Origin of the sequence: Sulfurimonas sp., assembly GCF_041563495.1 — a bacterium.
Lineage (GTDB): Bacteria > Campylobacterota > Campylobacteria > Campylobacterales > Sulfurimonadaceae > Sulfurimonas.
This window is the reverse complement of the sequence record NZ_JBFFMZ010000005.1, coordinates 111,916-137,877: the sequence shown is the minus strand read 5'-3', so window position 1 is coordinate 137,877 and position 25,962 is coordinate 111,916. Positions and strand designations below refer to the sequence as shown.

General features: G+C 34.5%; 24 protein-coding genes. 11 read left to right on the top strand and 13 right to left on the bottom strand.

The window, feature by feature from the left end:
* The first annotated feature begins 10 nt into the window (after positions 1-10).
* Genes ABYK18_RS06920 through ABYK18_RS06910 form a run of 3 tightly spaced genes read left to right on the top strand, consistent with a single transcriptional unit; the run spans position 11 to position 3,345 of the window.
* Positions 11-1,195, top strand: coding sequence for an aspartate aminotransferase family protein (locus tag ABYK18_RS06920; protein ID WP_373035925.1), 1,185 nt, complete (start codon positions 11-13; stop codon positions 1,193-1,195).
* Entirely contained in the window at positions 1,152-2,366 is a 1,215-nt protein-coding gene (locus tag ABYK18_RS06915) for a TolC family protein (RefSeq protein WP_373035924.1), read from the top strand. Before ABYK18_RS06920 ends, ABYK18_RS06915 begins: the two co-directional genes overlap by 44 nt.
* Positions 2,356-3,345, top strand: a complete 990-nt coding sequence (locus tag ABYK18_RS06910; protein WP_373035923.1) for an SAM-dependent methyltransferase — start codon at positions 2,356-2,358, stop codon at positions 3,343-3,345. Before ABYK18_RS06915 ends, ABYK18_RS06910 begins: the two co-directional genes overlap by 11 nt.
* Positions 3,346-3,445: 100 nt before the next feature.
* On the opposite strand, the gene ABYK18_RS06905 is transcribed toward ABYK18_RS06910, so the two are convergent.
* The 13 genes from ABYK18_RS06905 to gatC all read right to left on the bottom strand — a co-directional run bounded on the left by ABYK18_RS06905 (position 3,446) and on the right by gatC (position 19,120).
* Complete coding sequence (locus ABYK18_RS06905) at positions 3,446-4,033, bottom strand: hypothetical protein (RefSeq protein WP_373035922.1); 588 nt, start codon at positions 4,031-4,033, stop codon at positions 3,446-3,448.
* 196 nt (positions 4,034-4,229) lie between these two features.
* Entirely contained in the window at positions 4,230-4,952 is a 723-nt protein-coding gene (locus ABYK18_RS06900) for a TonB family protein (RefSeq protein WP_373035921.1), read from the bottom strand.
* A complete protein-coding gene (locus ABYK18_RS06895; RefSeq protein WP_373035920.1) occupies positions 4,949-8,038 on the bottom strand; it encodes an efflux RND transporter permease subunit in 3,090 nt (1,029 codons plus the stop codon). Before ABYK18_RS06895 ends, ABYK18_RS06900 begins: the two co-directional genes overlap by 4 nt.
* Positions 8,039-8,041: 3 nt before the next feature.
* Complete coding sequence (locus ABYK18_RS06890; RefSeq protein ID WP_373035919.1) at positions 8,042-8,851, bottom strand: acyl-CoA dehydratase activase; 810 nt, start codon at positions 8,849-8,851, stop codon at positions 8,042-8,044.
* Positions 8,851-10,128, bottom strand: coding sequence for a 2-hydroxyacyl-CoA dehydratase (locus tag ABYK18_RS06885; protein WP_373035918.1), 1,278 nt, complete (start codon positions 10,126-10,128; stop codon positions 8,851-8,853). Before ABYK18_RS06885 ends, ABYK18_RS06890 begins: the two co-directional genes overlap by 1 nt.
* Positions 10,121-11,101: a 4Fe-4S binding protein gene (locus tag ABYK18_RS06880; RefSeq protein ID WP_373035917.1), complete on the bottom strand. Its 981-nt coding sequence runs from the start codon at positions 11,099-11,101 to the stop codon at positions 10,121-10,123. Before ABYK18_RS06880 ends, ABYK18_RS06885 begins: the two co-directional genes overlap by 8 nt.
* Positions 11,088-13,850, bottom strand: a complete 2,763-nt coding sequence (locus ABYK18_RS06875; RefSeq protein WP_373035916.1) for a nitrous oxide reductase accessory protein NosL — start codon at positions 13,848-13,850, stop codon at positions 11,088-11,090. Before ABYK18_RS06875 ends, ABYK18_RS06880 begins: the two co-directional genes overlap by 14 nt.
* 13 nt (positions 13,851-13,863) lie before the next feature.
* Entirely contained in the window at positions 13,864-14,523 is a 660-nt protein-coding gene (locus ABYK18_RS06870; protein ID WP_373035915.1) for a sulfite exporter TauE/SafE family protein, read from the bottom strand.
* A 16-nt stretch (positions 14,524-14,539) separates the two neighbouring features.
* A complete protein-coding gene (locus ABYK18_RS06865; protein WP_373035914.1) occupies positions 14,540-14,923 on the bottom strand; it encodes an ExbD/TolR family protein in 384 nt (127 codons plus the stop codon).
* Positions 14,913-15,356 carry a TonB-system energizer ExbB gene (exbB, locus tag ABYK18_RS06860; protein ID WP_373035913.1) on the bottom strand — a complete coding sequence of 148 codons (444 nt, stop codon included), beginning with the start codon at positions 15,354-15,356 and terminating at the stop codon, positions 14,913-14,915. The genes ABYK18_RS06865 and exbB overlap by 11 nt, the downstream gene beginning before the upstream one ends.
* Before the next feature lie 20 nt (positions 15,357-15,376).
* Positions 15,377-17,557, bottom strand: a complete 2,181-nt coding sequence (locus ABYK18_RS06855; protein ID WP_373035912.1) for a TonB-dependent receptor — start codon at positions 17,555-17,557, stop codon at positions 15,377-15,379.
* Between the two features lie 164 nt (positions 17,558-17,721).
* On the bottom strand, positions 17,722-18,813 hold the full coding sequence (locus ABYK18_RS06850) for a type IV pilus twitching motility protein PilT (protein ID WP_373035911.1): 1,092 nt from the start codon (positions 18,811-18,813) through the stop codon (positions 17,722-17,724).
* Positions 18,814-18,829: 16 nt separating this feature from the next.
* Positions 18,830-19,120 (bottom strand): Asp-tRNA(Asn)/Glu-tRNA(Gln) amidotransferase subunit GatC, encoded by a 291-nt coding sequence (gene gatC / locus ABYK18_RS06845; RefSeq protein WP_373035910.1) that lies wholly within the window; start codon positions 19,118-19,120, stop codon positions 18,830-18,832.
* Between the two features lie 127 nt (positions 19,121-19,247).
* On the opposite strand from gatC, the gene ABYK18_RS06840 reads away from it, so the two are divergent.
* From ABYK18_RS06840 to ABYK18_RS06805, 8 genes are all read left to right on the top strand, one after another.
* Positions 19,248-19,844: a hypothetical protein gene (locus ABYK18_RS06840; RefSeq protein ID WP_373035909.1), complete on the top strand. Its 597-nt coding sequence runs from the start codon at positions 19,248-19,250 to the stop codon at positions 19,842-19,844.
* 4 nt (positions 19,845-19,848) lie between these two features.
* On the top strand, positions 19,849-20,847 hold the full coding sequence (locus ABYK18_RS06835) for a hypothetical protein (RefSeq protein ID WP_373035908.1): 999 nt from the start codon (positions 19,849-19,851) through the stop codon (positions 20,845-20,847).
* Complete coding sequence (locus ABYK18_RS06830) at positions 20,837-21,652, top strand: tyrosine-type recombinase/integrase (RefSeq protein WP_373035907.1); 816 nt, start codon at positions 20,837-20,839, stop codon at positions 21,650-21,652. Before ABYK18_RS06835 ends, ABYK18_RS06830 begins: the two co-directional genes overlap by 11 nt.
* A 17-nt stretch (positions 21,653-21,669) precedes the next feature.
* Positions 21,670-22,134 (top strand): HD domain-containing protein, encoded by a 465-nt coding sequence (locus ABYK18_RS06825; protein ID WP_373035906.1) that lies wholly within the window; start codon positions 21,670-21,672, stop codon positions 22,132-22,134.
* Between the two features lie 146 nt (positions 22,135-22,280).
* A complete protein-coding gene (locus tag ABYK18_RS06820) occupies positions 22,281-22,787 on the top strand; it encodes a hypothetical protein (protein WP_373035905.1) in 507 nt (168 codons plus the stop codon).
* Between the two features lie 9 nt (positions 22,788-22,796).
* Positions 22,797-23,507 (top strand): sulfite exporter TauE/SafE family protein, encoded by a 711-nt coding sequence (locus tag ABYK18_RS06815; RefSeq protein WP_373035904.1) that lies wholly within the window; start codon positions 22,797-22,799, stop codon positions 23,505-23,507.
* A gap of 48 nt (positions 23,508-23,555) precedes the next feature.
* Positions 23,556-25,103, top strand: coding sequence for a diguanylate cyclase domain-containing protein (locus ABYK18_RS06810; RefSeq protein WP_373035903.1), 1,548 nt, complete (start codon positions 23,556-23,558; stop codon positions 25,101-25,103).
* Positions 25,104-25,124: 21 nt separating this feature from the next.
* A complete protein-coding gene (locus ABYK18_RS06805; RefSeq protein ID WP_373035902.1) occupies positions 25,125-25,961 on the top strand; it encodes an HDOD domain-containing protein in 837 nt (278 codons plus the stop codon).
* Position 25,962 lies beyond the last annotated feature (1 nt).

Sequence of the window (25,962 nt, the reverse complement as noted above, 5' to 3'; positions counted from 1 at the left end):
AGGTAATAAAATGAATAATATAAAAGAATTAGATAAAAAATATGTTTTACCTACATATGCAAGAGCAGATGTAGAGTTTGTAAGCGGGAAAAATGCAAGACTTAAAGACTCTGAGGGCAAGGAGTATATAGATTTTACCTCCGGAATCGGTGTTGTTAGCGTAGGTCATGCAAATGAGAGAGTAAATAGTGCTATTTGTGAGCAGTTATCAAAAATAACTCATATCTCAAACCTTTACCACATTGGACCACAGGCCGAAGCTGCACAAAAGATAGTCGAAGCAAGCGGTTATGATATGAAATGTTTCTTCGGTAACAGTGGAGCAGAAGCAAATGAGGGTGCCATAAAGATTGCACGAAAATTTGGTGAGAGAGACGGTGAAGTAAAGAGATATAAAATCATAACTTTGCAAAACTCATTTCACGGTAGAACTATCACTACGGTAAAAGCTACGGGTCAAGAAGCGATGCATAACTATTTCGGTCCTTTTCCTGACGGTTTTGTATATGCCGATAACATTGACCAGGTTGAGAGTCTTCTTGATGACCACACAGCGGCGGTAATGATTGAACTTGTTCAAGGTGAAGGCGGAGTTCAGCCCCAAGACAAAGCCGAAGTCCAAGCTTTGGCAAAGATGCTAAAGTCTAAAAACATACTTTTGATCGTAGATGAAGTTCAAACTGGTGTCTACAGAACAGGAAAGTTTCTAGCATCTAATCTTTACGAGATTGAACCAGACATCATTACTTTGGCAAAAGGTCTTGGCGGCGGTGTTCCTATCGGTGTCGTTATGACATCTCTAAAAGATATTTTAGGTGCAGGTGATCACGGTTCTACATTTGGAGGCAACTATTTAAGTTCAACAGCGGCTTGTGCAGTTGTAGATGTCTTAAAAGAGTACTCAGACAGTGGAGAGTTGGAAAAAACCATAGACTACTTTAACCAAGAGCTAGAAAAGTTCTACAGTGCCAATAGAAGAATGTTTACTTCAAGAGTCGGTATAGGTATGATGTGCGGACTGCGTGTTAAAAATGCAGAAACATTGGCTCAAATCATGTCAAATGCAAGAGATGAAGGTGTTATGGTCTTAAAAGCCGGAAGAAATACTTTAAGACTTTTACCGCCATTAACAATTACAAGAGAGGAAATAGATGAAGGCTTCAAGTCTCTTAATCGCGCTGTCAGTTCTTTGTAGTACAGTTTTTGCATCTGATGCAAAAGATCAGCCCCTAGATGCATATATCTCGAAAAACAAGAAAGAGCAGTTCAAGTATGACTACGACAAAGTAGAAAGTGACAGCTCTAAACTTCGTGATTCTTGGATAGCACCGCTTAACCTGCAGTACAGTTACTCTAAAAGTAACCCTTATAGCCAAGAGCAGACTTCAGAAAATGCTGCCATAAAGATGGATCAGCCTATTTTTCAAAGTGGCGGTATTTATTATGGGATTAAGTTTGCAGAGGCTTCAAGAATCTACTCAAACTACTCTGTAGAGGTTGCCAAAAGAAAACTGGTAAAAGATGCTATCTCACTTTTGATGCAGATAAAACAAATGGATTTGAAAATTCAAAAACAAAATCTTCAAATCAAAAACTCTGAGATAAATCTGGCTCAGATTAAAGAGCAGTATTCAAACGGGCAGATAGATTCAGGTTTCTTAGATAATGCAATGATTGACAGAAATACCGTTATACAGGCTCTTTATGACCTTGAGACAAATAAAGAGAGACTCATCTCAAAGTTCAATGCAATCAGTGATATGTCATATGCAGATGCTAAGATACCGCATTTGGAAATCTTGGATGAAGAAAAATTCTTAAAGTACAATATTGTTTTAAATATGTCTGAGAGCGACATAGAAAAAAACAAGTACAACAAAGACGTGACAGTTGCTAAATATCTTCCAAAGATAAGTATTACAGCCGGCTATAACTGGAGTAAAAGTGAAAATAATAGATATCAGTTTGGTGCAAATGAAAAAGACTATTATGATTATGGTGTAAAAGCTTATATTCCTATTGATATAAACACATTTAGAGATATAGAGTCTTCAAGAATAGATTATTTAAAATCAAAAGTAGTCATAGAAGACAGAAAAAGAGAGTTAAAAGCACTTTTTGAACAAGTCATGCAGAATATTAAAAACTTCAATAAAAAGAAACTCCTTAGTATAGAAAACAGAGAACTTTATGAAAAACTGCTCTCAGAGACAAAAGATATGTACAGTGCAGGATATAAAACAAGTTATGATGTTGATTTGCTGCAAAACTCAGTCGAAATACAAATAATAGACTTGTCAATTTTTGAGATAGATAAACAGCTTGAACTATTAACGCTGTATGAAATGTATAAGCATGAAATTTAGCGAGTATATGAGCGAATGGCTCTATGGTAAAGAGGGCTACTATGCAACTTATAAAAACATAGGAAAAGAGGGTGACTTCTACACCGCTGTAAGTACGAGCAAGTTTTTTGGCGGAAGTGTTGCAAGACACATCATCTCTTTGGTTGATGAGGGCTTTTTAGCCAAAGACGGAGTCATCTGCGAGATAGGTGCTCACCACGGTTACTTTTTAGCTGATGTAATCGAGTTTATATATACTCTCAGACCAAAACTCTTAGACACTTTAAAGTTTGTCATCATAGAGAGATTTGATGACCTTCAAAAACAACAAAGAGAGTATTTTGAAGAGTCTTTTGGTGATGTAGTCTCTCTTACTCACTACAAATCTCTGAGTGAGTTAAAATGCAAAAATGCTTTTTTCATAGCAAACGAGATATTTGATGCATTTCCTTGTGAACTTTACTTCAAAGGTAAAACTGCAAGAGTCGACGGTCACGATGTCGAGTTTGATGTAGACAATGAATGGGTAGATGCAAAAGCTAAAAAATACCACAAAGACAGAGGCGAGATAGCTATCGGTTATGAAGAGTTTGCAAAAGAGATGGCTGAGTCTTGTGAGAAGTTTGAGTTTATGAGCTTTGACTACGGTGAGATGATGGCTCGTCCTGACTTTTCTATACGAGTTTATGCAAAGCACAAAGTCATACCGTTTTTTGATGAAGAGATTAAGCGTGATGAGCTATTTGGAAAGTCTGACATAACTTACGATGTCACGTTTGAGCATGTAAAAGATGCTTACACAGAAGCAGGTGTAGAGTTTATAGAACTAAAAGCTCAGATGGTCGCACTTGTGGATATGGGAATACTAAACCTTTTAGAGATGCTAAAAGATAATGCAGATGAAAAAATCTACGAACAAGAACTTCAAAAAGCGAAGATGCTGATAATGCCGAACTTTTTGGGCGAGAGATTTAAGATGATAAGGTTTAGGAAGAATTAAAGGCGATAGTTAATTTAATGCTTATTGTGTAGAGACTTTTAAAAGAGATTAAAACTAATATTTGCAAAAATATTTGCGGACAAATTCAATACTTTATAAACTATGGAAAAAACATTTTATAGATATTTTCTAAGACAGCTTCATTTTTTTCTTCTGTTTTTTTATCTGCTTTGTTAAATATTTTTTCATATTCATATATTTCTAAAGCTTGTAAAAATTCATTTGATTTATCTTCAATCTCATATTCTATATCTATAATTTCTTCAGGTTCAATGCTGCTTGAATTATTTTCTTCAACATGATTTTTAAAAAAAATCCAATTATTCAATATATCTTCAAATTCTTTTCTCGCTTGAACAATGGAGATACCTTTCTCTTTAGAGATTCTTTTACAAATGTTATCTATTTTGTTATGCATTGAAGAGTCGATAGTTGATTCTTTTAAATTATTTTCTTTTAAAGTGTTTTGTCTGGGATTTTTACTATTAAGTACTATTGCAACTGACTCTAATATTTCATTTGGGATAATGTTTTTATGTTTAGTAATTGTAGTTTTGATTTGTCTTCTTATTAAAGTTGGGTTATATATTGTCTTGAATTTTATGTTATATTTAAGGGTGAAATCTTTTAAATTTGTTATATTCCCTTTCAATATACTCATTAAAATAAAATCATTTTGCTTGGACAAATTTACCTCTCTTTAAAACAGTTTATAGATGGTATCATAATTATAGTTTTATATACAAGTTTTTCATATATATATGTAAACTAAATATGTAAACTAAATATGTAAAAATAATTGTATTTTTTTATTAAACTCCCATATAATTGGGTGTTTAAAATACTACTTGTATGTATTATATATATGTATATTAATTAGGTCGTTATTTCAAAACATATGAGATTTTTACACTAAACTCTTTTGGAAATTCAAACAGCGCTTCTTCTATGATGACTGGGAAACTTTTAGATATAGCTTCCATAGCCGACCTTTTAAAAATGCTTCTTCCGGAGACTATTTTGATTCCTTCTACATTTCCGTCTGAGAGGATTTTGAACTTAACATCTACAAGACCTTCTATGCCTCTTCTTCTAGCCATTCTCGGGTAAGACTTGTTATCGTTTATTTTTTTTATCAAATCATTTATAAATTTATTTTGCTTTGCTAAGAGGACATCTTGATTTATCTCAGTCTGCTCTTGTACTAAAACTTCTTCTTTTTGAGCTGTTTCCTCAATAACTTCTTTTGTCTCTTCAATAACTTCTTCAACTTTCTCTTGCACTTCTTCCACTACTTTTTCTTCCACGATCTTTTCTTCGACAATAGGCTCTTTTACAGGCTCTTCTTTTATCGGTTCTGGAATCGGTTTAGGTTTTGGTTTAGGTTTTGGTTTTGGTTTTGGTTTTGGTTTTGGTGTGATTTTTTTCTCTTGCTTTGGTTTTGGAGGATTAGCTTGAGCTATCACTGTAAAAGAGACTTTTCTGACATCTTGTACTTTTGCATCTGTGCTTAACTCGGTGTCTGCATTTAGAAAATAGATAATTGATACAATGATAGCCAGATAAGAGAATGCACTGATTATAAACGATGAGATATATCTATTCATGATTTTCTCCTATATTTATGTAAGTAGTTATACATTGTCGGAAGATAAAAAAGATTCAGTATCGTTCCCCACAAAAGACCAAATCCCATGGTCACGGCTAACGGCTGAAAAGTTACGGCTTCTGCCGTTGCAAAAAATATCAGGGACGAAAGACCTATGATAGTCGTGACCGAAGTTATTATAATAGGTCTGAATCTTCTGGGTGCAAGGTCAAATATATCTTCTTGTGTCTTGGCATGTTTTATAGTTGACATCATAATGATCCCGTCATTGACAATAACACCGGCAAGTCCCAATGCACCAATGAGTGAGGGTAGTGATATGTTAAGACCCATGATAAAATGCCCTGCGTAAACAGCCAAAAGAGAAAAAGGGATAACTGACATGACTATCATTGTTTCTCTGATGGAGTTAAAGAGGTAAAGGATTGATATAAAAATAAGAATAATTGCAAATGCCGAAGCTAAAATCATCTCCGTCTGCATAGTGTTTTTTTGTTCTCTCTCACCCTTAAACTTTAGTTTTATATCTTTAACTTTTTTTAGTCTTTCAATAGTCGGAGCCATTTTATCTAAAACTTCACTCGCTGTTATTACGGAAGGGTTTACATTTGCAAAGACAAAAAAGGTTGTCTCTCCGTCATCTTTTACAAGTCTCTCTAGCGATTCCACTTTTGTAAACTCACAGATATCTTTTAACTTAACATAGATGCCGTCTTTAAGAGGGATTTCCAGTCTTTTGAAGCTCTCTAAATCATCTTCGATGTTAAATGATTTAACTTTTACATTTACAAGCTCATTACCGTCAAAAATTGTGCCTATCTTTTTTGTTAGATATAAACCGGAAATGTATTTACCGAGATAGCTCTCAGTAATCCCAAGTTTTTCACCATAGGCATTTAGTTTTAGTTTTATTTCATCAGGTCCTACTTTGACGTTGTCACCGAAGTATTTTATACCTTCAATTTTAGAAAACTCTTCTTCTATCTCCCTGATTGTTTTTAGTGCTTTTTGATGGTCATTGCTTATGACACCTATGCGGATATCAGCTTTTGTATTTCCTATCTTGTTCTCTACGACCATCAAGTTGCTCAGTTTAAATCTCTTTTTGTATTTTTGCTCTTTTAGCCAAGTTCTAAGGTCTGCAGAAATATCTTGTGAAGATTTATCTCTTATTCTGTCTTTTGGATCATAATAAAAACTGAGGTACGGCGTTATGTATTTATCGACAAAGTTCGAAGGCTTCATTTTGTGCAGTTCAAGAGATATATATCCTACATATGGATATACCTCTGCAGAGCCAGTCGCACTTCTTCTATAGCCCGCAGTAGAGCTTACATGATGTACGAAAAATCTCTCTTTTTGCTCTAAAATACTTTTTTCCAAAGTCTGTACGATTTCAAGTGACTCTTCAAGAGTAGTCGTAGGTTTTGCTTTAAATGTGATGTTAATAGAAGATGCATCAAAAGGTTGAAACATTTGAAATTTTGAAGTTTTGACACCGTAGAAAATTAGTACGGGTACGATTATGACAAATGTAAGTAAAAAAGTTTTTTGATATTTGACAAGCTGTTTTAAAGCTCCTTGGTAAAGTCTGTTTGCCTTCTCCCAAGAGAGAGTTCTTGATTTACTAGAAAGCGTATGCGAAGCATGTATAGGTAAAAATATAAATGACTCTATCAGAGATGCGATGACAAGTGCTGAAAATGCGATTGGTATAAGCTGTATAATCTCTCCAAGTCTTCCACTTAACATAAGCAGCGGTATAAAAGAAAAAAGTGTAGTCAGTGAAGCTATAGTCACAGGTTTGGCTACTTCTTTTGTACCTAAAAATGCAGCTTCTCTTGGTGCATAACCTTTTTCTATGTACTGTTGTATATTCTCACTTACTACAATGGCATCGTCAACGATGATACCAATGGCTATAAGCACACCTATTAATGAGTTTACGTTTATGCTGTAGCCTGTAAAATAAAAGTATATAGCACCCATTACAAAAGATGTAGGAATACCCAAAGCTATGACAAAAGCTATGCGTATGTTTATTAGGACTGCGGTTAGAACCGTTATTAGTATTACGCCTAGTAAAATATTGGATATAACGATGTTTAGTCTGTCTTTTATTACTGTTGATTTATCCATTCTAATATCAAAATGAACTCCATCAACACGCATTTTGGATATAAGTGTTTTTATCTCTTGGGAAATTTTAACTGCATCACCTTTTGGGTTTTGTGATACCGCAAGAGTTATAGAATTTTTTCCGTTCATACTAGCAAGTGTTGCAGAGTCTTCATATCTTTTATTGATTTTTGCTATATCTTTTAGTGCAATCTGTTGATCATTTATGTTTAAGATAGTATCTTCAAGTGAATGAGAGAGTTTTTTGTCATTTTGAGTAGAGATATAATACTGCTGTTTAAGGTTTTCTATCTTTCCAAGCGGAAATATATAAGAGACTTCCGAGAGTACACGGATAACCTCATTTAAAGAGATATTGTAAGCATTAACCTTTTTCTCATCTATCAAGATTTCATAAAAAAGTTCAGAGTCTCCAAAAATAGTAACATCAGATACATCTTTAATAGAAAGAAGTTGGCTTTTAAATTTTTTTGATAAATTTTTTAGTTTATCTCTTGAAACCTCAGAAGAGAGCATCGATACATGCATGATACTTCTTGAGTGTGCAACTCCTCGCACGACAGGGTCATCCATATCGCTCGGAAGATTTACTTTTATAAGCGAAATAGCATCTTCGGTTTTTCTGATGACATCAGCCTTATCTGCTCCTTTATTAAGCTCTAGGATTATGCTGAATCTGCCCGGAGATATAACAGATGTTACACTCTCTACACCGACAATGTTTTTAACTTCGTCTTCAATCTCTTGAACAGCCATCTTGTTTAAAGTGTCTACGGAAGTACCTGTGTATGAACCTCTGATTGTGACAGAGTTAGGTTCGATAGTAGGTGATATCTCTTTTGGAATCTGAGTATATGCAAAGATTCCTACTCCAAATAGTAGAAAAAATAGAATATAGTTGATTTTATAATTATCAATAAAAAAGTTCAACACCCTTTCAAACATCTATCAGTTTCCCTCGTTTTCATACATATAAGATTCATTTGCCAAAATAGCTGCTCCGTACGAAGTTGTTATTTGCGGGAACTCAGGGATAAATATCTTCTTCCCAAGTTCGTTTTCAATTGCGTGGACTAAACCGCCGTTTAAAGCAGGTCCGCCGTCAAAATAGATGTTTTCTTTTATACCCACTCTTTTTACAAGTTTTATAATTCTTTTTGCTATAGAGTAGTGAACACCTGCGACAATATCTTCAACAGAGTTGTCATTTCCCAAGAGTCCTATGATTTCAGACTCTGCAAATACTGCACAAGTGCTGTTTATTGCAAGTGGAGTACCTTGGGATTTAAAATGATAATCACTTAGTTCATCAACTTCAAGTTCAAGGTTCATTGCAACTACATCTAAAAACTTTCCGGTTCCAGCCGCACATCTATCATTCATAGCGAAGTTTACTACATTTCCTTCATTATCGAGTGAAATTGCCTTAGAATCTTGACCTCCGATGTTTATTATTGTCTTTATTTCACACTTTCCCTGCGCTGCAGCTCTTGCTCCGATTGCATTTGCAGTGATTTCACTTATGTTTTCATCAGCTTCTTTGAAGAGTTTTCTTCCGTATCCTGTTGCTACTGTATATACCAACTCTTTTTCATCTATATTAAACTCATCAAGAAGTTCTTTGAGACTCTGTTTAGCATATTTGTAAAACATACTTCCGCTTGCACTTATTTTATGCCCTACTAACTCTCTGTTTTCATCTACAAGTGCTATTTTAATAGCAGTTGAGCCTATATCTATTCCTGCAAAATACTGCATTAACGCTTCCTTCTTCTATTTTTAAGTGATTCTACAAATGCTTCAATTCTAGTTGTAAGCTGTCCTAAATGACTTGGAGAATAATCACTCTCAAGATAGATGATAGGTATGCCCTCTCTCTCCATTGCTTCTAAAACAGATTTTTGTTCCATCTCATAGACCTGACACCCTGCAAATGCCTGGTAAACAACACCGTCTGCTTTATAATCTTTTACTAAATCAATAATTCTTCTTTTTCTGTCTTCATTCTTTGTAAAAATAGGGCAGGTGCAGCCTTTTAAGTATCTGTCTGCAACACCGTCAATCATATCGTTTACAAACCACTCATCAACACTAACCATATCGTTAAACATCCTGTTTGAAGAACATGTTTCATCTGCGACAATTATGGCATCTGATTGCTCTATGATTAGAGGAATTTTTAGATTTGGAAAGATTGGAGGTGAACCTGTATAGACAATTCTCGGACTTCTTTTATGTGCTGCATTAAATTCATCTTCTACTCTTTGTTCGCACTCTTTTGTTAGTGCATCTACGGCTTCTATCCAGTTGTCTATCTTATCAAAGAAAAAAGCGTTGGTTACTAGGAACATATCAACTCCAAGTATGGGAGAGTTGGAATTTTTTCTCAGTATGTTTAGTTTATGGTAGAGATGCTGAGCGTAGCCTACTTTTTTAATCGACTCTTTTAATTTTTTTCTTGTTATGTTTTTATTTAAATTGCCTGATAACTCTTTTGTGAATTTTCTTACACTTCGTCTCCAGTATTCACGGCTCTCTTCGCTCTCTTTTGTCCTTGGAAACTCCATATCATAAATGCTATACCCCATATCTTCTATAATTGCACCAGATTTTGCTTTTTGGTCACACGTTGTAGGAGATACTATAACATCTGGTTTATCTGAAAAGTTGTCAGATGCAAAAAGCCCAACTGTTGCCTTTACCAGAGGACATGATTTTGAGGGAAGCAGGTCGCTTCCTATCTCATCATCTGTGTAAAAACCGTTACACATCCTTAGCGGAACGGCATCCAGTGCATAAATTATCTCAGATGGCACTTGGATGCACATAGTTCCTACTTTTACTTTGTTACTATGCAAAGGCTCGTGTCTGCAATGCACACTCTCGTAAAGATTGTAAAAATAATCCATCGCTTTTGGAGGTTCTTTAAACTCATGTTTTATTTTTTCTAAAATGGTTTTAGCTTCCATAGCTTTATGACGGTTTTGCTTCTCTTTTGGAGTCTCTATTTTATGTTCTCTGATTTCTTTAGTCATTTTTTTTCTCCAGTTCGTCCATCTGCATTCTTTTTGCAAAACCGCCTTTTGTAGATTTGAATATCGGGTAGTTTATAAGGTCTACATGCAGAGCATCATCTTCAGGGCAAGCCGCCACACATTTCATACATAAGATGCAATCATCTCTTAAAATATTTGTACTCTTTACATCATCTGCTATATCTTTTATCTGCATATCGCAGACGTTATAGCAGTCACCGCATTTTGTACATTTGTCACCGTCTTTTTTTAGTTTTAAAAGTGCCGCATCGCTAAAGATGTAGTGCATAGCGCTCATTGGACAGAAAAAACAGAAAAATCTTTTTTTGATAAATGAACCCACAACAAATAAGCCTGTAAATGTAAGACCCAATGTAGTGAGAATCATCGCACTTTTAGTAGAAAAATCCAAACTCCATTGTGAGACATCACCGACAAAAAGAGGAGTTATCATCCTTCCAGGACAAATTGTGCAAAATGCAGTTCTCCATTCACCCCCAAGAAGTCCCATTCCTACAGCCATAGGTGCTAAGATTACGAGTGCAAGCATTATGTACTTTATCTTTTTTAATTTGTTAAACTGTGGCTGCGTGTAAGTACTGTATCTGATGCCGAGTTTTTTTCTAAGACCTGTCAGCCAGTCCTGCATCGTGCCAAGCGGACAAGCGTACCCGCACCAGGCTTTGTTAAAGACTATAAACCATAGTAAAAAGGTTATAAAGCCAATTAAGACAGAGATGCTTGCAACACTAAAAAGCACATCTAAAGGGCGAGCCAGTTGATGTTGCAGAGGTAAAAAGTAACACATTCCCCCAACTTCTCTATCGTAACCGCATGAAAATACAGGGATGCTATTTCCAAGGTTAATAGCAAAGTATCCGCCGTATATAAAGATTACAAAGAAAAACAACTGCAGCCAAAAACGAAATCTTCTAATATCTGCTTTGTTTATAAAATCCCTAATTCTTTTCATTGAACCTTACCTCTTTAAAAGGTTTCTCTCTTCGTCTTCTAAACCAGTAGATTATAAATCCCGAGAGTATTGCCGTAGCAGTTACTGCTAACAATCCATAGGCATATGATTTATATGAGCTATCCCCCGGATAATAAAGCGAAGTATAAGTTGATAAATATTTTATTTTTTCATACTCCTTATCATCATGCGTACCTTTAGCATCTTGCGTATAAGTCGCAGTTAAAAGAAACTCATTTTTATGTCTTCTGTCAAACTTGTTCCACTCTGGAAAATAATCTTGTATCAGTCTGAAAACCGCTATCCCGTTTTTGTCCGTTTTTACGCTTTTTGACCATCCTGTTTTTGTAGAGAGCGTAAGAGTGGCACCTTGAACAGGTTTTGAGTTTAGCAACACTTTTAGTCTGATATTTTCTCCTGAGTATAGACGATGATAAAATGTCTCACCTTCTTCTCTAAGTCTTAGAATATCAAACGGTGCTTCTTTGACGCTGTGAGCGGACATCTTCTCATTGTCATAAACTGCATCGTTGCTATGGTTAAATCTCAAGTATTCAAACTTTGCCGTTTTGCTGTAGAGTGTGTCATCTTTAACGCTCTTATCTACATAAAAAAGATTGTAGTATCCGTTATGGGGCATTTTAAAACTCACTGATTTACACCCGTCTTCTTTTGATTGTGTGAGTTTTGTTGTTTGCAGGTTTGCATCCAGGAGATAAAGCTCGGCACCGATATCGCCTATGCAGTTTTTTTTGCCTGAACTATCTTCAAAAACCGGCCACATTTTCTTTGAAGGTACATAGTTTCTTCCTCCACCGTGATTGTGTCCTCCGCCATATGATTTTTTCTTTTTAGCGGCAGGGTTTTTGTCTGAGAAATATATGACATCTTCTGCAGAGGCTTTTTTGAGAGTTTTATGAGCTCTTCTTTTAAAGTCTTGTGTGGCATTTTTGTATGCTTCATCAAAGCTGACTATTTTTCCGCCGTATTTTTTCATAAATACATCAGCATCTTCTTTTGAGGCAAAAGCAAATTTACTGCTTTTTGTCATTACACCTTTTGGTTTAGCTCCTAAAACATAGAAAGCTATTTTTGCATCTGTGAATTTCAGGCTTTTAACATCTACGACCTGAAAATCTTTCAGCGGAGTTTTTTTAACTTCCATCTCTTTTACAAGACAATGCATTGAGCAAAACTGTTTTGTAATTCCATCATGTGTAGCTACATGGTTGGCTTTGTAAAATTTTGCCAAACCCATACCGCAGGTCGTACAAGATTTTTTATCTTTACCTGATTGTAAAATAGTTACTTTGTCTCTTGATACGCTTTGAAATACTTTTGCACTGCCGCCATGATTGCCGTGACCGCCTGAAGCTCTGCCGTATGTGTCTATGATGTACCCTCTGTACATATTTACACTTAAAAATAAGATGATTAGAGACGCTGCAAAAGGATAAGCAATGATTTTTCTCATCTTGGTAGCATCTAGAAGTTTCATTCTTTTATAAAGTATAATCATTGCCCAAATTATTGCTACCCATTTTAGTAAGCCAAAGATATGCAACCAGCTCTCACCTCTGTTTGCAAGAGATGCCACATCTACGCTGAAACCAAATCCTTGAGCAAAACCTTCTACTATTTTTTCATATCCTTTTATAAAAAATGTCTCTAATGAGTGAGCGATTGAACCTAAGATGAAGAGTGGAGCGTAAGAGTAGCCAAGGTCGTAAAATACATTTTTAAAATCTTTTTTCAAAATCTTGGATGCTATAAACATACCGATAAGAGCAGCTACAATCGTAAAGAGCATCGCATAAAGAAATGCAAATAAACCTACGGGATCGATTGGTCCAAAACTAACGTAGCCTTTGAAAAACTCAGCCGTTTTTGACCAGATCATATCACCCGCAGCATTACTTCGCCCGATTCCATGATGAAATGACATGGTAATAGGAATAGCTGCCAATATAAGAATAAATGTCCAAATCTCTGCTTTTAAAATTTGAAATTTTGAAAACAGAGAAAAAGATGGTTTTTTAGTTTTAAAACTAACAGCTTCACATGCCGCAGAACAATCCATACACAAAGTACAGTCGGTCATAGAGTTTCTTTTGTCAAACGTAAATGGTTTTAGGTTGTATGGGCAGGCAGTCGCACACTCAAAAGTCTTACAATCATTGCAGGCACTTTTATAAGTTCCCAACCATGTAAAAGATAGCTTGGAGTAGGCACGTGTTAGTGTTCCGATAGGACAGACATACTTACAGTAACTCATATCTTTATATAAAAAATATATAACAAAAGAGAGCAGTGTCATAACCGTAAATAAAATTGCAGTGACAAGAGGCATTCTGTAGAGACCAGGAAACATGTAGTTAACGGCCCACCAACCTATAACAAGCAGCAGTATCCCTATGTATCTGTTTTGCATCCATTTTGGCATCGTCTTTTTTAAGCCGAACTTTGTGATGTATTTCCCCATAAAACCGTGAGGACAGATGCCGCAAAATACTCTTCCTAATGTGGGCAGCGTAACCACCATAAACAAAGACCAGAAGATTCCCCAAAATACCGCCCAGGTAAAGATATTGTCTTTACCTGTATGCGTGTAACCAAAATAAATGGCATATAAAAATAGAGCTAAGACTGCTATTTTTAGAGTCATCAAGAATTTTTGGTTTTTGAATAAAAAACCTATTACCGGTTTGCCGTAAATATCATCTTTATCACGTTTAATAAAATCTACCATTATTTGCCTCTTTTTAAAGTACTAAAACACCGTTTAAGACTAACAAGCCTACTGTTACCAGTAGAAGTGCAGCAATTCTTTCTATCAAAAGTTTGTAAGAGGAAAATTGAATCATCATTCCTTTTACCACCGTTGATAAAACAAAGCCGTAAAATATAATTGAAAAAATAACAGCACCGACTCCAAAGAATAGTCCAAGACCTATGGAGTTGTAGATGCTGGAGCTGTTTGCCGCTACCGCTAAGAGTGCCATTATCGGAGCACACGGGTTTACAGACATCGTTGCACCAATAGTAAAAAAACCTATCTTGTTTAACTTCGGTTTTTTTATTAGTGGTGCAGAGTTAGCACAAGAGTTACTTGAATGAAAACTTTTGTATAGCAAATAAACTCCCATAGAAATTGTGCTGCTGCCAAGTATGATGCTAAAAAAATGATTGTCGTTTAGCATCTGCTTTACCCAGACAGAACTCAAGTAAGCAACAATCGCTATAAGCGTATAGCTAAATATTCTACCCAGGCTAAAAGGTAAAATAACTCCAAGTGCTTGCTTAGTATTGTTAGAATTACCGACAAGCAGAGGGCTTAGAAAAGGCATACATGAAAACATACATGCCGTAGCTCCGTAAGAAAGCCCTATGATGAATATAGAAAAAAAAGTTGTATATTCCATTAGTGTTTATTTCACTTTAGTTGTTTTTTTTGGTAACGATTCCAAGGTTTCTAAACTGTTTTTCTTCGAGTGTGTCTAGAAGTGAAACAAACAAATCAAATTTTGCTTCTTTGTCACAGTTGATATTAACAGGTATCTTTACTTCATATTTAGCCAGTTCTTTTGCAACGTCCTGTTTTAAGACTTTTACCTTGTCAAATAAAATATCACCGTTTTGTTTGATTGTAATAGTGAGATTTTTTTTGTCACTTTGTGCAGCTGCTGTTTTTGCGCTAGGAAGATCAACTGGGATTATTCCTTTGGCAACAAATGTAGCAGTTGTTAGGACGATTACAAGAAGAACAAGCATAATATCAATAAACGGAACTACATTTATAGAGTCAAACTTTTTAATCTGCACGTTTCGCCTTTTCTTTTATATCCCAGTGTGCTAATACAACTTCTATTTTCCTTGCCAGATGATTATAAAACACTATGGCAGGAATAGCTACTATAAGCCCCATTGCAGTGGCTTTCAGAGCAAGTGCCAAAGATGTCATTATCATCTTTGCATCCAGAGTATCGCTCTGTCCCATTGCATAAAAAGTGATGATGATTCCAAATACGGTTCCAAGCAGTCCGATATACGGTGCATTGGAACCAAAAGTCGAGATGATGTTGATGTTGTTGGTAAGTACAATCTCAAGCTCTTCTTTTGTCTCAAAACTATTTACATCAACTCCTCTGTAAAACAGGATTCTCTCTATCCAAAACCAAAAAGTCATAAAACTCATAACTCCAAGAAGCCCGATAACACCGTAGTCAACAATATCTTTTAGTAGTTCTATGTTCATTGTTTTTACCTATTTTTTAATTAAAACTTAGCCGATAATCCTGCTGTATATACTATCCCTGGATTTACAGTTATAGATAAATCCTCATAATTGTATACACCGTCTTCATTTCTGTCACTGCTTGACCTTGCTGAGTTGTAGTAGTGTTCATCAAACACATTATCCACTCTTGCAAATACGCTAAGCTCGTAATCACTGACTTTCATCTTGTAATCTGCACCAAGATTTAGTGTAGTATTACCTTTGATTTTAAGACGATTTAAATCATCTGCATAATAATCAGATTTTGAGTTGACTTCCGCCGTTAGTTTCAGGCTTTTCATCGCTTGATAGTTTAAAATCAGATTGGCTTGATGTTTTGAAGTTCTTGGAATAACATTTCCTGTTATATCAAAGTAAGTTGCACTTGATGTTCTACTATTACCATCTAAGTCTATTCCAAAGTTAGCGTAGTCAGTATATGTAGCATCTAAATAAGTATATGCTAAGTTAAATGAAACAGTTTTGCTCAAGCCACCTTTTGCAGAAAGCTCTAGTCCTCTGTGTCTTGCTCCACCAATATTATCCCACATATCAGTAGTAGATGTATCTCCATAGTTACCTGAAGTTTTCATAATAAAATCTTTTCTATCAAGTTGAAAGATAGAGACATCGTATGAAATTCCATTTTGTTTAGTTCTGAAACCAATTTCATAATTTAGAGATTGTTCTGGTTTTAAATCAGGGTTATTTAGTGTACTTCCCCATGTACTTGTACTTCCTGCATATAATTGTGATACTGTTGGCGCTCTAAAACCTGTAGAATAATTCACATAAATACTAGAAGATTTATCAATTTGATAGTTTCCACCAATTCTATAAGAATAAACTTTAAAATCATTGTTAAAGTTGTTGTTAAGATAATCTGCATATTTTAAATTGATTAAATCATATCTAAGATTTGCTGTAGCGGTAATATCTTTTGTAATACCTTGCTTATATTCTCCATAAATTGCATATACATTTTCATCTGTTTTATCATCACTTTTAAAATCACCTGTTTTAAAATAATCTGCTGTTGTTGCAGGTGGTCTATATGTTATAAGTGCCTGATTAGCTCTATATGTTGTTTTGTTTTTATACTCATTTGCTCTTAAATCAAGTCCAACAAGTGTAGCAAATGATTTAGAGGTAGTCCTATATTCGCTTTTTATACCTCTTTGTATCTGTTCATAATGGTTGTCATATACATAATCATTGTCATTATAAGAAGACTGAGTAACACCTGCTCCATCTTTTGTTTGCGGGCTAGACATATATTCTGTAGTATCTGTATATATATAGCCATTTACAAGTAAATTTGATTTATTGCTAAAATCTTTAGAGTAAGTTAAAAAGAGTTTCAATAAATCTACATTATAACCTCTAGTATAGTCTCTACTATCTTGATTACCATTATAAATAGACTTAGGATTTGTCTTTGCTTCTGTTTCACCACCGACTGTACCGTGTGAATCTTTTTCTCTATCTGAGTACTCAATACCAAAAGTTATATCAGATGAGTCATCTATATAGTACTGAAGTTTTCCGTTAAGATATTTTGTATCATAATCTGAGTCTTCATGATAACCGTCACCTTTTCTCTCACTTGCCTGAACATGAAAACTTAATGCATCATTTGCATAACCGGTTCTTGCAAGAAGTTTTCTGTAACCGTAACTTCCGACTTCAGCGGTTGCATAGTTATGATTATATTTTGCGCCTTTTTTAGTTGTAATGATAACGGCACCGGATAATGCATCGTCACCAAAGAGATAAGAAGCACCACCTTTAATAACTTTGATACTTTCAATGTTATCTAGGTCAATATTAACCTTACCGGTTCTCTCAAACACGGGTACACCGTCTATTACAACTGCAACACCTGGTTTTTCACCCATATACATTTGATTTTCCACACCTCTTAAGTGAATCTTTAAAGAATCGCCTGTTGTATACTCTGTTGTAATACCAGGTATTGATTGTAAAATCTGTTGAATGTTCTCTTTATGAGCCTCATCAACAGTTTCTCCACTGATTGTTGCAGTACTTGATACTTCTGTTTTCTTTGATTCAAACTTATCATCAATGGTAGATGACTCGACTTGTATAGTCCCTAAATCAGATGCCGCTAAGTTTACAGCTAATATACAAGCAACAGATAGATAAATGCTTTTTCTCATTATCATTCCTTTATTAATTAAATAACTGGAATGAATTGTAATCTTAAAGTGTTAATTTTATGTTAATTTTAATTTAATGTTAGATTGTGTTAATATAAATTATTTTTTAAAGATAGTGGTTAGATTTTGAAGTTAAGAAAAGACCCGTGTAGTATAAGAGGGGACTATAACCCTCCTATCATCTTTATAAGTTCTTCAGGTCTGTTAGAGTTTTTAATAGCATTATCTTTTGTTATAGTTCTTTTGTGGAGTAATTCTATTAACTGTTGACTTTGCGTAGTCATATTAGTCTCTTTTTGATTTAGTTGCATCTGAGAGTAAATCTGATGAACCTTATCTTCTCTAATTTGATTTTGAACTGCCGGATTAGTTATGAGTATCTCTTGTGTTGCCACTTTACCGCCACCTACTCTAGGTATAAGTGTCTGAGATATGACAGCTATAAGTGAAGAGGCAAGTTGTGCTCTGACCTGTGCTTGTTCTTCACCGTCAAAAACATCAATAATACGGTTGATTGTTCCCGGTGCCGAGTTGGTATGAAGTGTTCCAAAAACCAAGTGACCTGTTTCAGCCGCTGTTAGGGCAGCTCCGATTGTCTCAGCATCCCTCATCTCCCCGATAAGTATGATATCCGGGTCTTGTCTCAGCGCATATTTTAATGCAGCTGCAAAAGAAGCAGTGTCTTGTCCTACATCTCTTTGAGAGAAGAGAGATTTAATATTTTTGTGAACAAACTCAACAGGATCTTCAATAGTGATGATATGTCGTCTCTCTGTCATGTTTATTTCGTGAAGCATGGAAGCCAGAGTAGTTGACTTACCGCTACCTGTAGGTCCGGTTACAAGGATAAGACCTTTTTCTTTTTTAACCAGCTCTTTAAAAATTGGGGGGTTTCCATATTCGTCAAGTGTCGGTATCTCAATCGGAATCATACGAAATGCACAAGCTATTCCACCGATAGTACGGTAATAGTTGGCACGAAAACGACCTACATTTTCCAGTTCGAAAGAAAAGTCAAGTTCGTTGATTTCTTCAAAGATTTTTTTCTGTTTATCTTCTATAAGTGAATAAGCCATCTCTTCGATCTCTTTTGCATTTAAAACAGCCAAGTTAAGAGGTCGTAACTCTTTATCTATCCTAATCTGCGGCTCACTTCCGACAACAAGATGCAAATCACTAGAACCGTAAGCCAAAACACTTTTAAGCAGTTTTTTTATGTCAACTACTTTTTTTAATTCTTCAACTGCTTCACCCATAATAAGACTCTCCTACTTACTCGATTATTTTTGGAACTATGAAAAAATGGTCACCGCTAAGTGGTGCATTTTTTAATATATCGTCACTTATATTGCTGTCACACAGTGGAGTATCTTCTCTAGTGTATGTTCCATTATCGTTCATAGCAAAATTATCATCAACACCTTCAGTATTTAATTCACTTAAATTATCTACAAAGCTTACTATTTCTGAGAGCTGTCCTATGATTTCTTCTCTTTTGTCATCTGAAACTTTTAAAAAAGAGAGCTTTTCCAGTTTAGTTAGTAATGCGTCATCTACTTGCATATATGTCCCTAATAATATTATTTTATACGATTGTAACAAAAAAATTCTATGTGTTTGATGAAACTTTAACAAACTATGCGATATTATTTTGAACTTTTTGAATTTATGTAATAAGTAAGGAATATTTTTGAGTATTAAAAATAATATTGATATGGTAAGAGAAGAGTTAAACTCTGAAGAGAAGTTTTTTGAAAAAGCAGTTATTACAGAAAAATTTGTAAAAAAATACAAAAATGTAATGATTGCGTCTGTTGTGGTATTAGTTGTCTTTGTTGGAGCAAATATAGCGTATGATATAAACAAACAGGGTCAAATAACAGATGCTAATGAAGCTTTGGCAACTCTTAGTAAAGATGCAAAGAACTCTGAAGCACTTTTAACATTAAAAAGCATTTCACCTAACTTGTATGATGTTTGGACCTATTCTAATGCCATTGCAAAAAAAGACTTAGAAACTATGAAAGAACTGAAAAAATCTTCGGCTGTTTTGGTTGGAGATTTAGCAACTTATGAATTGGCACAAGAGTCTAAAGATGCAGCATCTTTAGACTCTTATGCTTCAAAACAAAATGCGGTATACAGAGATTTGGCTTTAGTTCAAAGTGCTATTATACTTATGCATAATTCAGAACTTGAGAAAGCTCATGAAAAATTATCGCAAATATCACCTCAGTCATCACTAAATAAGATAGCGCAAGCACTTCTTCACTACGGGGTAAAGTAAGATTTTGAAAAAAACATTTGTACTAGTTGCCAGCGTTTTTATTCTGTTTTTTGCAGGATGCAGTTCCAAGGAAGTTTTTGAACCGAAACTTGTGAAAGACGACTGGGCTTTTCATGGTTCTAGAGATGAGAAAATTGTAGATGTTTCTTCAGATGTAGCCATGCTTGAAAACAGAAAAGTGCTTTTAAAAGATAAAACAATCGATACTACTATAGAAGAGTCATATAGACTTATAGGAAGTAGTGACGGTTGGGTACTTAGTTCTACTATAGATGGACAGTTAAATATAGATTTTATAGCAGATAAATCTATGAAAAAGAAGTTCAATCTTAAAAAAACTATTGCCGGTGCAAGTATTAAAGATGATATATTAGCAGTACTTTTTGCAGATAACGAGATGGCTCTTTACTCCATATCACAGCATAGTCTTCTTGTTAAGATTCAGGGTACTTCACCGGTGGTAGTTGATTCTAAAATTGTAAACCCGTACTTTATGAATGATCTGGTTCTATTTTTAACTCTTGATGGAAAAATTGTAATCGTTAATTCTAAACTTAAAAAGAAACTAAGAACTACCATAGTCTCATCAGAAGAAAACTTTAACAACATAATCTACTTTAACGTTGTTGATAATAAACTGATTGCTGCTACCGGATACAAGATTCTTTCAATGGCTGAGAAAGAGGTAAGAGTCAAGTATGAGGTAAGAAATATAGCTTATTCGGACAAAACTATCTACATAACTACAAAGCAGGGCGAGATAATCTCTTTAACACCTGATTTACAAGTAAATGCAAAAGTGAAGTTTCCGTTTGCCCACTTTTTAGGTCTTATCGTTCATAAAGATAAACTGTACGCTTTGGAAAAAGAGGGTTATTTGATTGAGCTCTCAAAAGATTTACAAAAACATAGTATATACGAAGTTGATGTAGATGATGGTTTTATATTTGTAGGAGATAAAACTTTTTATATAGATGATGAGTATATCTCACTTGAGCAATGAGTTAGAGGCTTTTTTAGAATACATAAGTGTAACAAGAGCACTTAGTAAAAAAAGTGTAGAAGCTTACAAAAGTGATTTGTCATCTATAGAAAATGAGTTTAATACTTCATTGATTCATCTTGAATCTAACAGTGTTCTAAATATTTTATCAAAGTATAAAAATAAAAGAACACTAAACAGAAAACTATCTGCAATAAACGCTTTTTTTGATTTTTGCTACAAAAGCCATTTTAGTAGCGAAAAGACAAAATATAAGTTTGCAAAAATTCCAAAACTGCTTCCTAAGTTTTTATCATTTAAAGAGATACAAAATGCCCTTACGCTGGTAGACAGAAGTTCATGGCTTGGACTGCGTGACTATGCTTTGATAATGTTTTTGTTTGCATCAGGAACGCGTATAAGTGAATGTCTGGCTCTAAGACAAGAAGACATAGAAGAGGGCTGGCTTCACATAAGGCATGCCAAAGGAGAAAAGGAACGTATCGTTCCGGTTGCAAAGGTAGCGTTAGAAGCAATTAATGCCTACCTTTTGCAAAAGCCAAAAGACAATGAATATGTTTGGTGCAATTATAAAGGAGATTCATTGAGCCGCATCTCTGCATATAAGATAACGCAAAAATACCTCGGTGTATCTCCTCATGTCCTTCGTCACTCGTATGCAACATCACTTATAAGCGGTGGAGCAGATTTACGGGTCGTTCAAGAACTATTAGGGCACGCTTCTCTTTTAACAACGCAGATATATACACATATACAAAAACAGGATCTTAAAGAAACTGTCGATGTTTGTCATCCCTTGGCATAATAAAGGTAAAATAAAATATGAAAAATTCTATTTTCTCAGTACCGTTTTTAAAATCACTGTTTTTTATACAAAATGAGTGGCATCAGCACGGCGTCTTTTTTCATACTCTTAGAGTTGTATACTATACTATAAGAGCTAAAGACTTTAAACTGATTCCTGCAGCATTTTTACATGATATAGGTAAACCGTTTTGTGCTTTTAAGAAAGATGAAGATGACATAATACATGGAGAATATAGTTTTACAGACCACGAAGAAGTAAGTTATCAGATAATAAAAAACTGGCCCTTTATAAGTGAGTTTACAAAAAATATTGTTCGTTATCACTATCTTATCCGAGATATTAAAAAGAGCAAAAAAGAAAACTTTCAAAGGTACGAGCTTAAAAAGTCTGTTTGGGAATCTCTTGATGATGAAACAAGAGAAGAGTTGGAAAGATTCTTGCTTTATGATGATTTAGGTAAGGGAAAAAAAAGAAGATAATAAATTTGATTTTTTATGTAAAAATATATGTATAATCTGTTTATTTGTTCACATGACATAGTTTTTTATATATATTTTATTTTATTTTTCAATTAAAAAAAGCAAATTTATTTTGTTTTTCAAATATTACTCGGAGTTTTTCAAAAATGATGAAAAGGTTTATACCGTTTTTAGTTATACTTAGCTTGGTTGCCCTTATTGTAACTATATTCCTTTCAGTCGCTTCTCAAAAGCAGATGATAGTCATCAAAGAGGGCAACGCTAAAAAATTACCCATAAAAATGGTTGTTAATAAATATCAAGACAGTGATTGCGGTATGGTGATTGATAATCTAAATTACATTTCACAAGTTATTTCACCTAACGGTAAAACTTGGTTTTTCCATGATCATGGCGGATTTGTAAAGTGGCTTGAAGATAAAGAGTTTAAAGATGAAGCTGTTATCTGGGTGATGAGCCTTGATACAAAAAAATGGATAGACGGCAGAAAAGCTTTTTACTCACTGACAGATAAAACACCTATGGGGTATGGATTTGGTGCGTATGAGAAAAAAGCTCCTACGCATGTAGATTTTGATACAATGCGATTAAGAATGTTAAGAGGTGAGACTCTTAATAATCCACACATAAGAAAACAACTCTTAGGAAGCTAATAGCATTAAATGGAAACGGTAAATATATTAACTATTATGAGCATAGCCTTCCTCGGGTCTTTCGGTCATTGTATCGGTATGTGCGGAGGCATAGTACTGGCATACTCTACTATTAAAATAGAGCCCAAAAGTTCTAAAGTCTCACAAAGTGTCGCTCACTTACTTTACTCATTGGGAAGAGTTCTTACTTACTCTATTCTTGGTGCAATGTTTGGCGCACTTGGAGGAGTAGTTACCTTTTCAAATAATGCCAATGGAGCTTTGCTTATATTTGCCGGAATAGCCATGGTTTTAGCAGGGCTTTCTCTTATGGGTAAAATAAAGTTTTTAACTCTCATAGAGCACTCATTTTCTTCATCACCACTATACAAAAATGCGTTTAAAAAAGTTTTAAACTCAAAATCAAACCTTAGTTTTTTTGTTCTCGGTATGTTAAACGGTCTACTGCCTTGCGGGTTTGTATATTTCTTTGCTATAACAGCAGCAAGTACGGCTGATCCGTTGTATGGGGCTTTAGTTATGGCAATATTCGGGATTAGTACTATACCGGCTATGTTTGGGCTTGGATTTTTGGCATCACTTACTTCTGCTACAAGTTTTAGAAATATGATGATGAGTCTTGCATCCGTGGCAGTAATATTATATGGCACATATACAATTTATAACGGTTATGATTACATAGTAAACCCAAAAAAAACATTAACAAATTGTCACAATTAAGTTTTATAATATGTAAAAAATAGTATCATTAATGCATTGAGGTGTGCTATGCATAGTGAATTTCATAAGAATTTTTTTAAAATATTATTGACTGTTATTTTGCCGATTGTATTGGTTGTGGCAGTCTTCAGCTTATATCTTTTTGACAGACTTATAGATGAGAAGAAGAAGTTTCTTTTAGAAAAATCTGCAACAATGTCCGGTCTGATCGCTAATGTAGCAGGTTTTGACAGAAAATTCTCAATAGAAAAAGACTTTAATAATCAATCTTCAGCCGCTACAATTTTCCAAATTCAAAACACATTTCAAACTCTTGATGAAAGAGTTCTAAAATTAGAATATGCAATTGGAGAAATATCTGATGGTAAAATCAATTTTATAGCCTATTCCGGCGGTCAAAAACCTCCATCTATAAAACTCGAAGATGCAAGTATGCACTTACCAATGAGAAAAGCACTTTTTGGAGAAGAAGGTGTAGGAATAGGAATCGATTACAAGAGGCAAAAAGTTTTTGCTTCTTATTCACCTATAGCAGATACGAAATGGGGACTTGTGATTAAACAGCCGTATTCTTCTCATATGAAACCTTTTTATAAAACAGCTTGGATGAGTTCATTGACATTATTGATTTTCATGGTTATTTTATATCTTATTTTACAAAGGTATGATGCAAAAACCAGAAAAAAAATTGCATTCAGTGAGCATAGATATCAACAACTTGTAGAAAGCAGTGATGATTTTATATGGGAAGTTGATGTTAACGGAGTATATACCTATGCGAGTAAGCAGTGTGAAAATCTTTTGGGTTATAAAAGTCAGGAAATGATAGGAAAAACACCGTTTGATTTTATGAGTCCGCAAGAAGCTAAAAGAGTAGCTGCAGGTTTTATGAAAATTTTTTCCAGAGAAGAAAAAATCACAAATCTTGAAAATGTAAATTTACACAAAGACGGACATGAAGTGTGTCTTCTGACAAACGGTTCTCCGTTTTATGACGATAAAGGAACACTAAGCGGTTACAGAGGAGTTGACAGAGATATCACACCTCTTAAACAGAAACAAAAAGAGATTGAGTATCTGGCTTTTTACGATGCCTTAACAGGTTTGGCGAATCGTCAAAACATCAGTGAAAGAATCTCTCAAGAGATAAATTATACACAGAGAAATCATATAGAATCAGCACTTTTATTTCTTGATTTGGATGATTTTAAAATTATTAATGACACAGAGGGGCATGCTCACGGTGATGAAGTTTTAAAAGTCGTCTCTAAGAGAATATTAAAATCTATCAGAAGTTTCGATATTGCAGGAAGAATAGGCGGTGATGAGTTTGTTATTTTGGTCCGCGGTACAAATGAAGATGATGAAAGCACTTTAAAGCACTTGGATAGTTTGATTGCTAGGGTAGTTGATGAGATAAATAAACCAATTATTTTTGGTAAAAATATGTATCATGTCGGAGTAAGTATAGGTGTGGTAATACTGCCTAAAGACGGTGATACTCTTGAAGAAATATTAAGTAATGCCGACGATGCTATGTATGAAGCAAAGCATCTTGGAAAAAACCGTGTGGTATTTCATAAAAAAGTGATATAATAAATCTAAAAAAGGACTGTTGTGAAAAGTTCGATTGTTGATAGTATAAAATCTCTTCCTCCTCTTTCAAAAACAATTGTTGATATAAATAGGATTTATGCAAATGAAGAGGCTTCTATACATGATTTAGCAGAAATTATTGAACATGATCCTATGATTGTGGCAAACCTATTAAAGGTTGCTAACTCACCGCTTTACAGCTTTGGTAAAGAAATAAGAAATATTGGACAGGCAGTAAGTCTATTTGGTATGGGTATGACTCGAACTATAGCTTTAGGAAACTCTGTAAGGAAGCTTTTAAATGTTGATATGCAGCCATACGGCATAAGCTCTGAAAAATTTGCACATATTTCAAACCTACAAGCTAGTTTTGCTCATAAATGGTATAAAAATATAGATAAAGAAAAAGCAGATAAGTTATATCTTAGTGCATTTTTACAAGAGACTGGAAAGATACTTATAGCAAGTGCGATTATTGAAGAAGATGAGACAATCAGTTTTAAATCAGAAGTAGAAAATTCAAATGATTTAGCTATGGTTGAAAAATCTTATGTTGGAGTTACGACTTCTCAGATAACCGCTGAAGTATTTGAACACTGGGGATTTGACAAAGAGTTTATTGAAATAATAAGATATGCAGATAATCCAAAAGAAGCTTCAGAGGATTTACGGGAATACAGCACTGTGCTTCATATTGTAAAGACCATAATACCGGTTAATCAGCCGTTTTCTGAAAGATCTATAAACTTTGGACTCAAAGAGGCCCAAGATGCAGGATATGATGTAGCATTAATAGAAAGTGTTATCAAAGAGTTTAAAGATAACCACATAGAAATAGCGTCAGACGCAGAGGATTAGA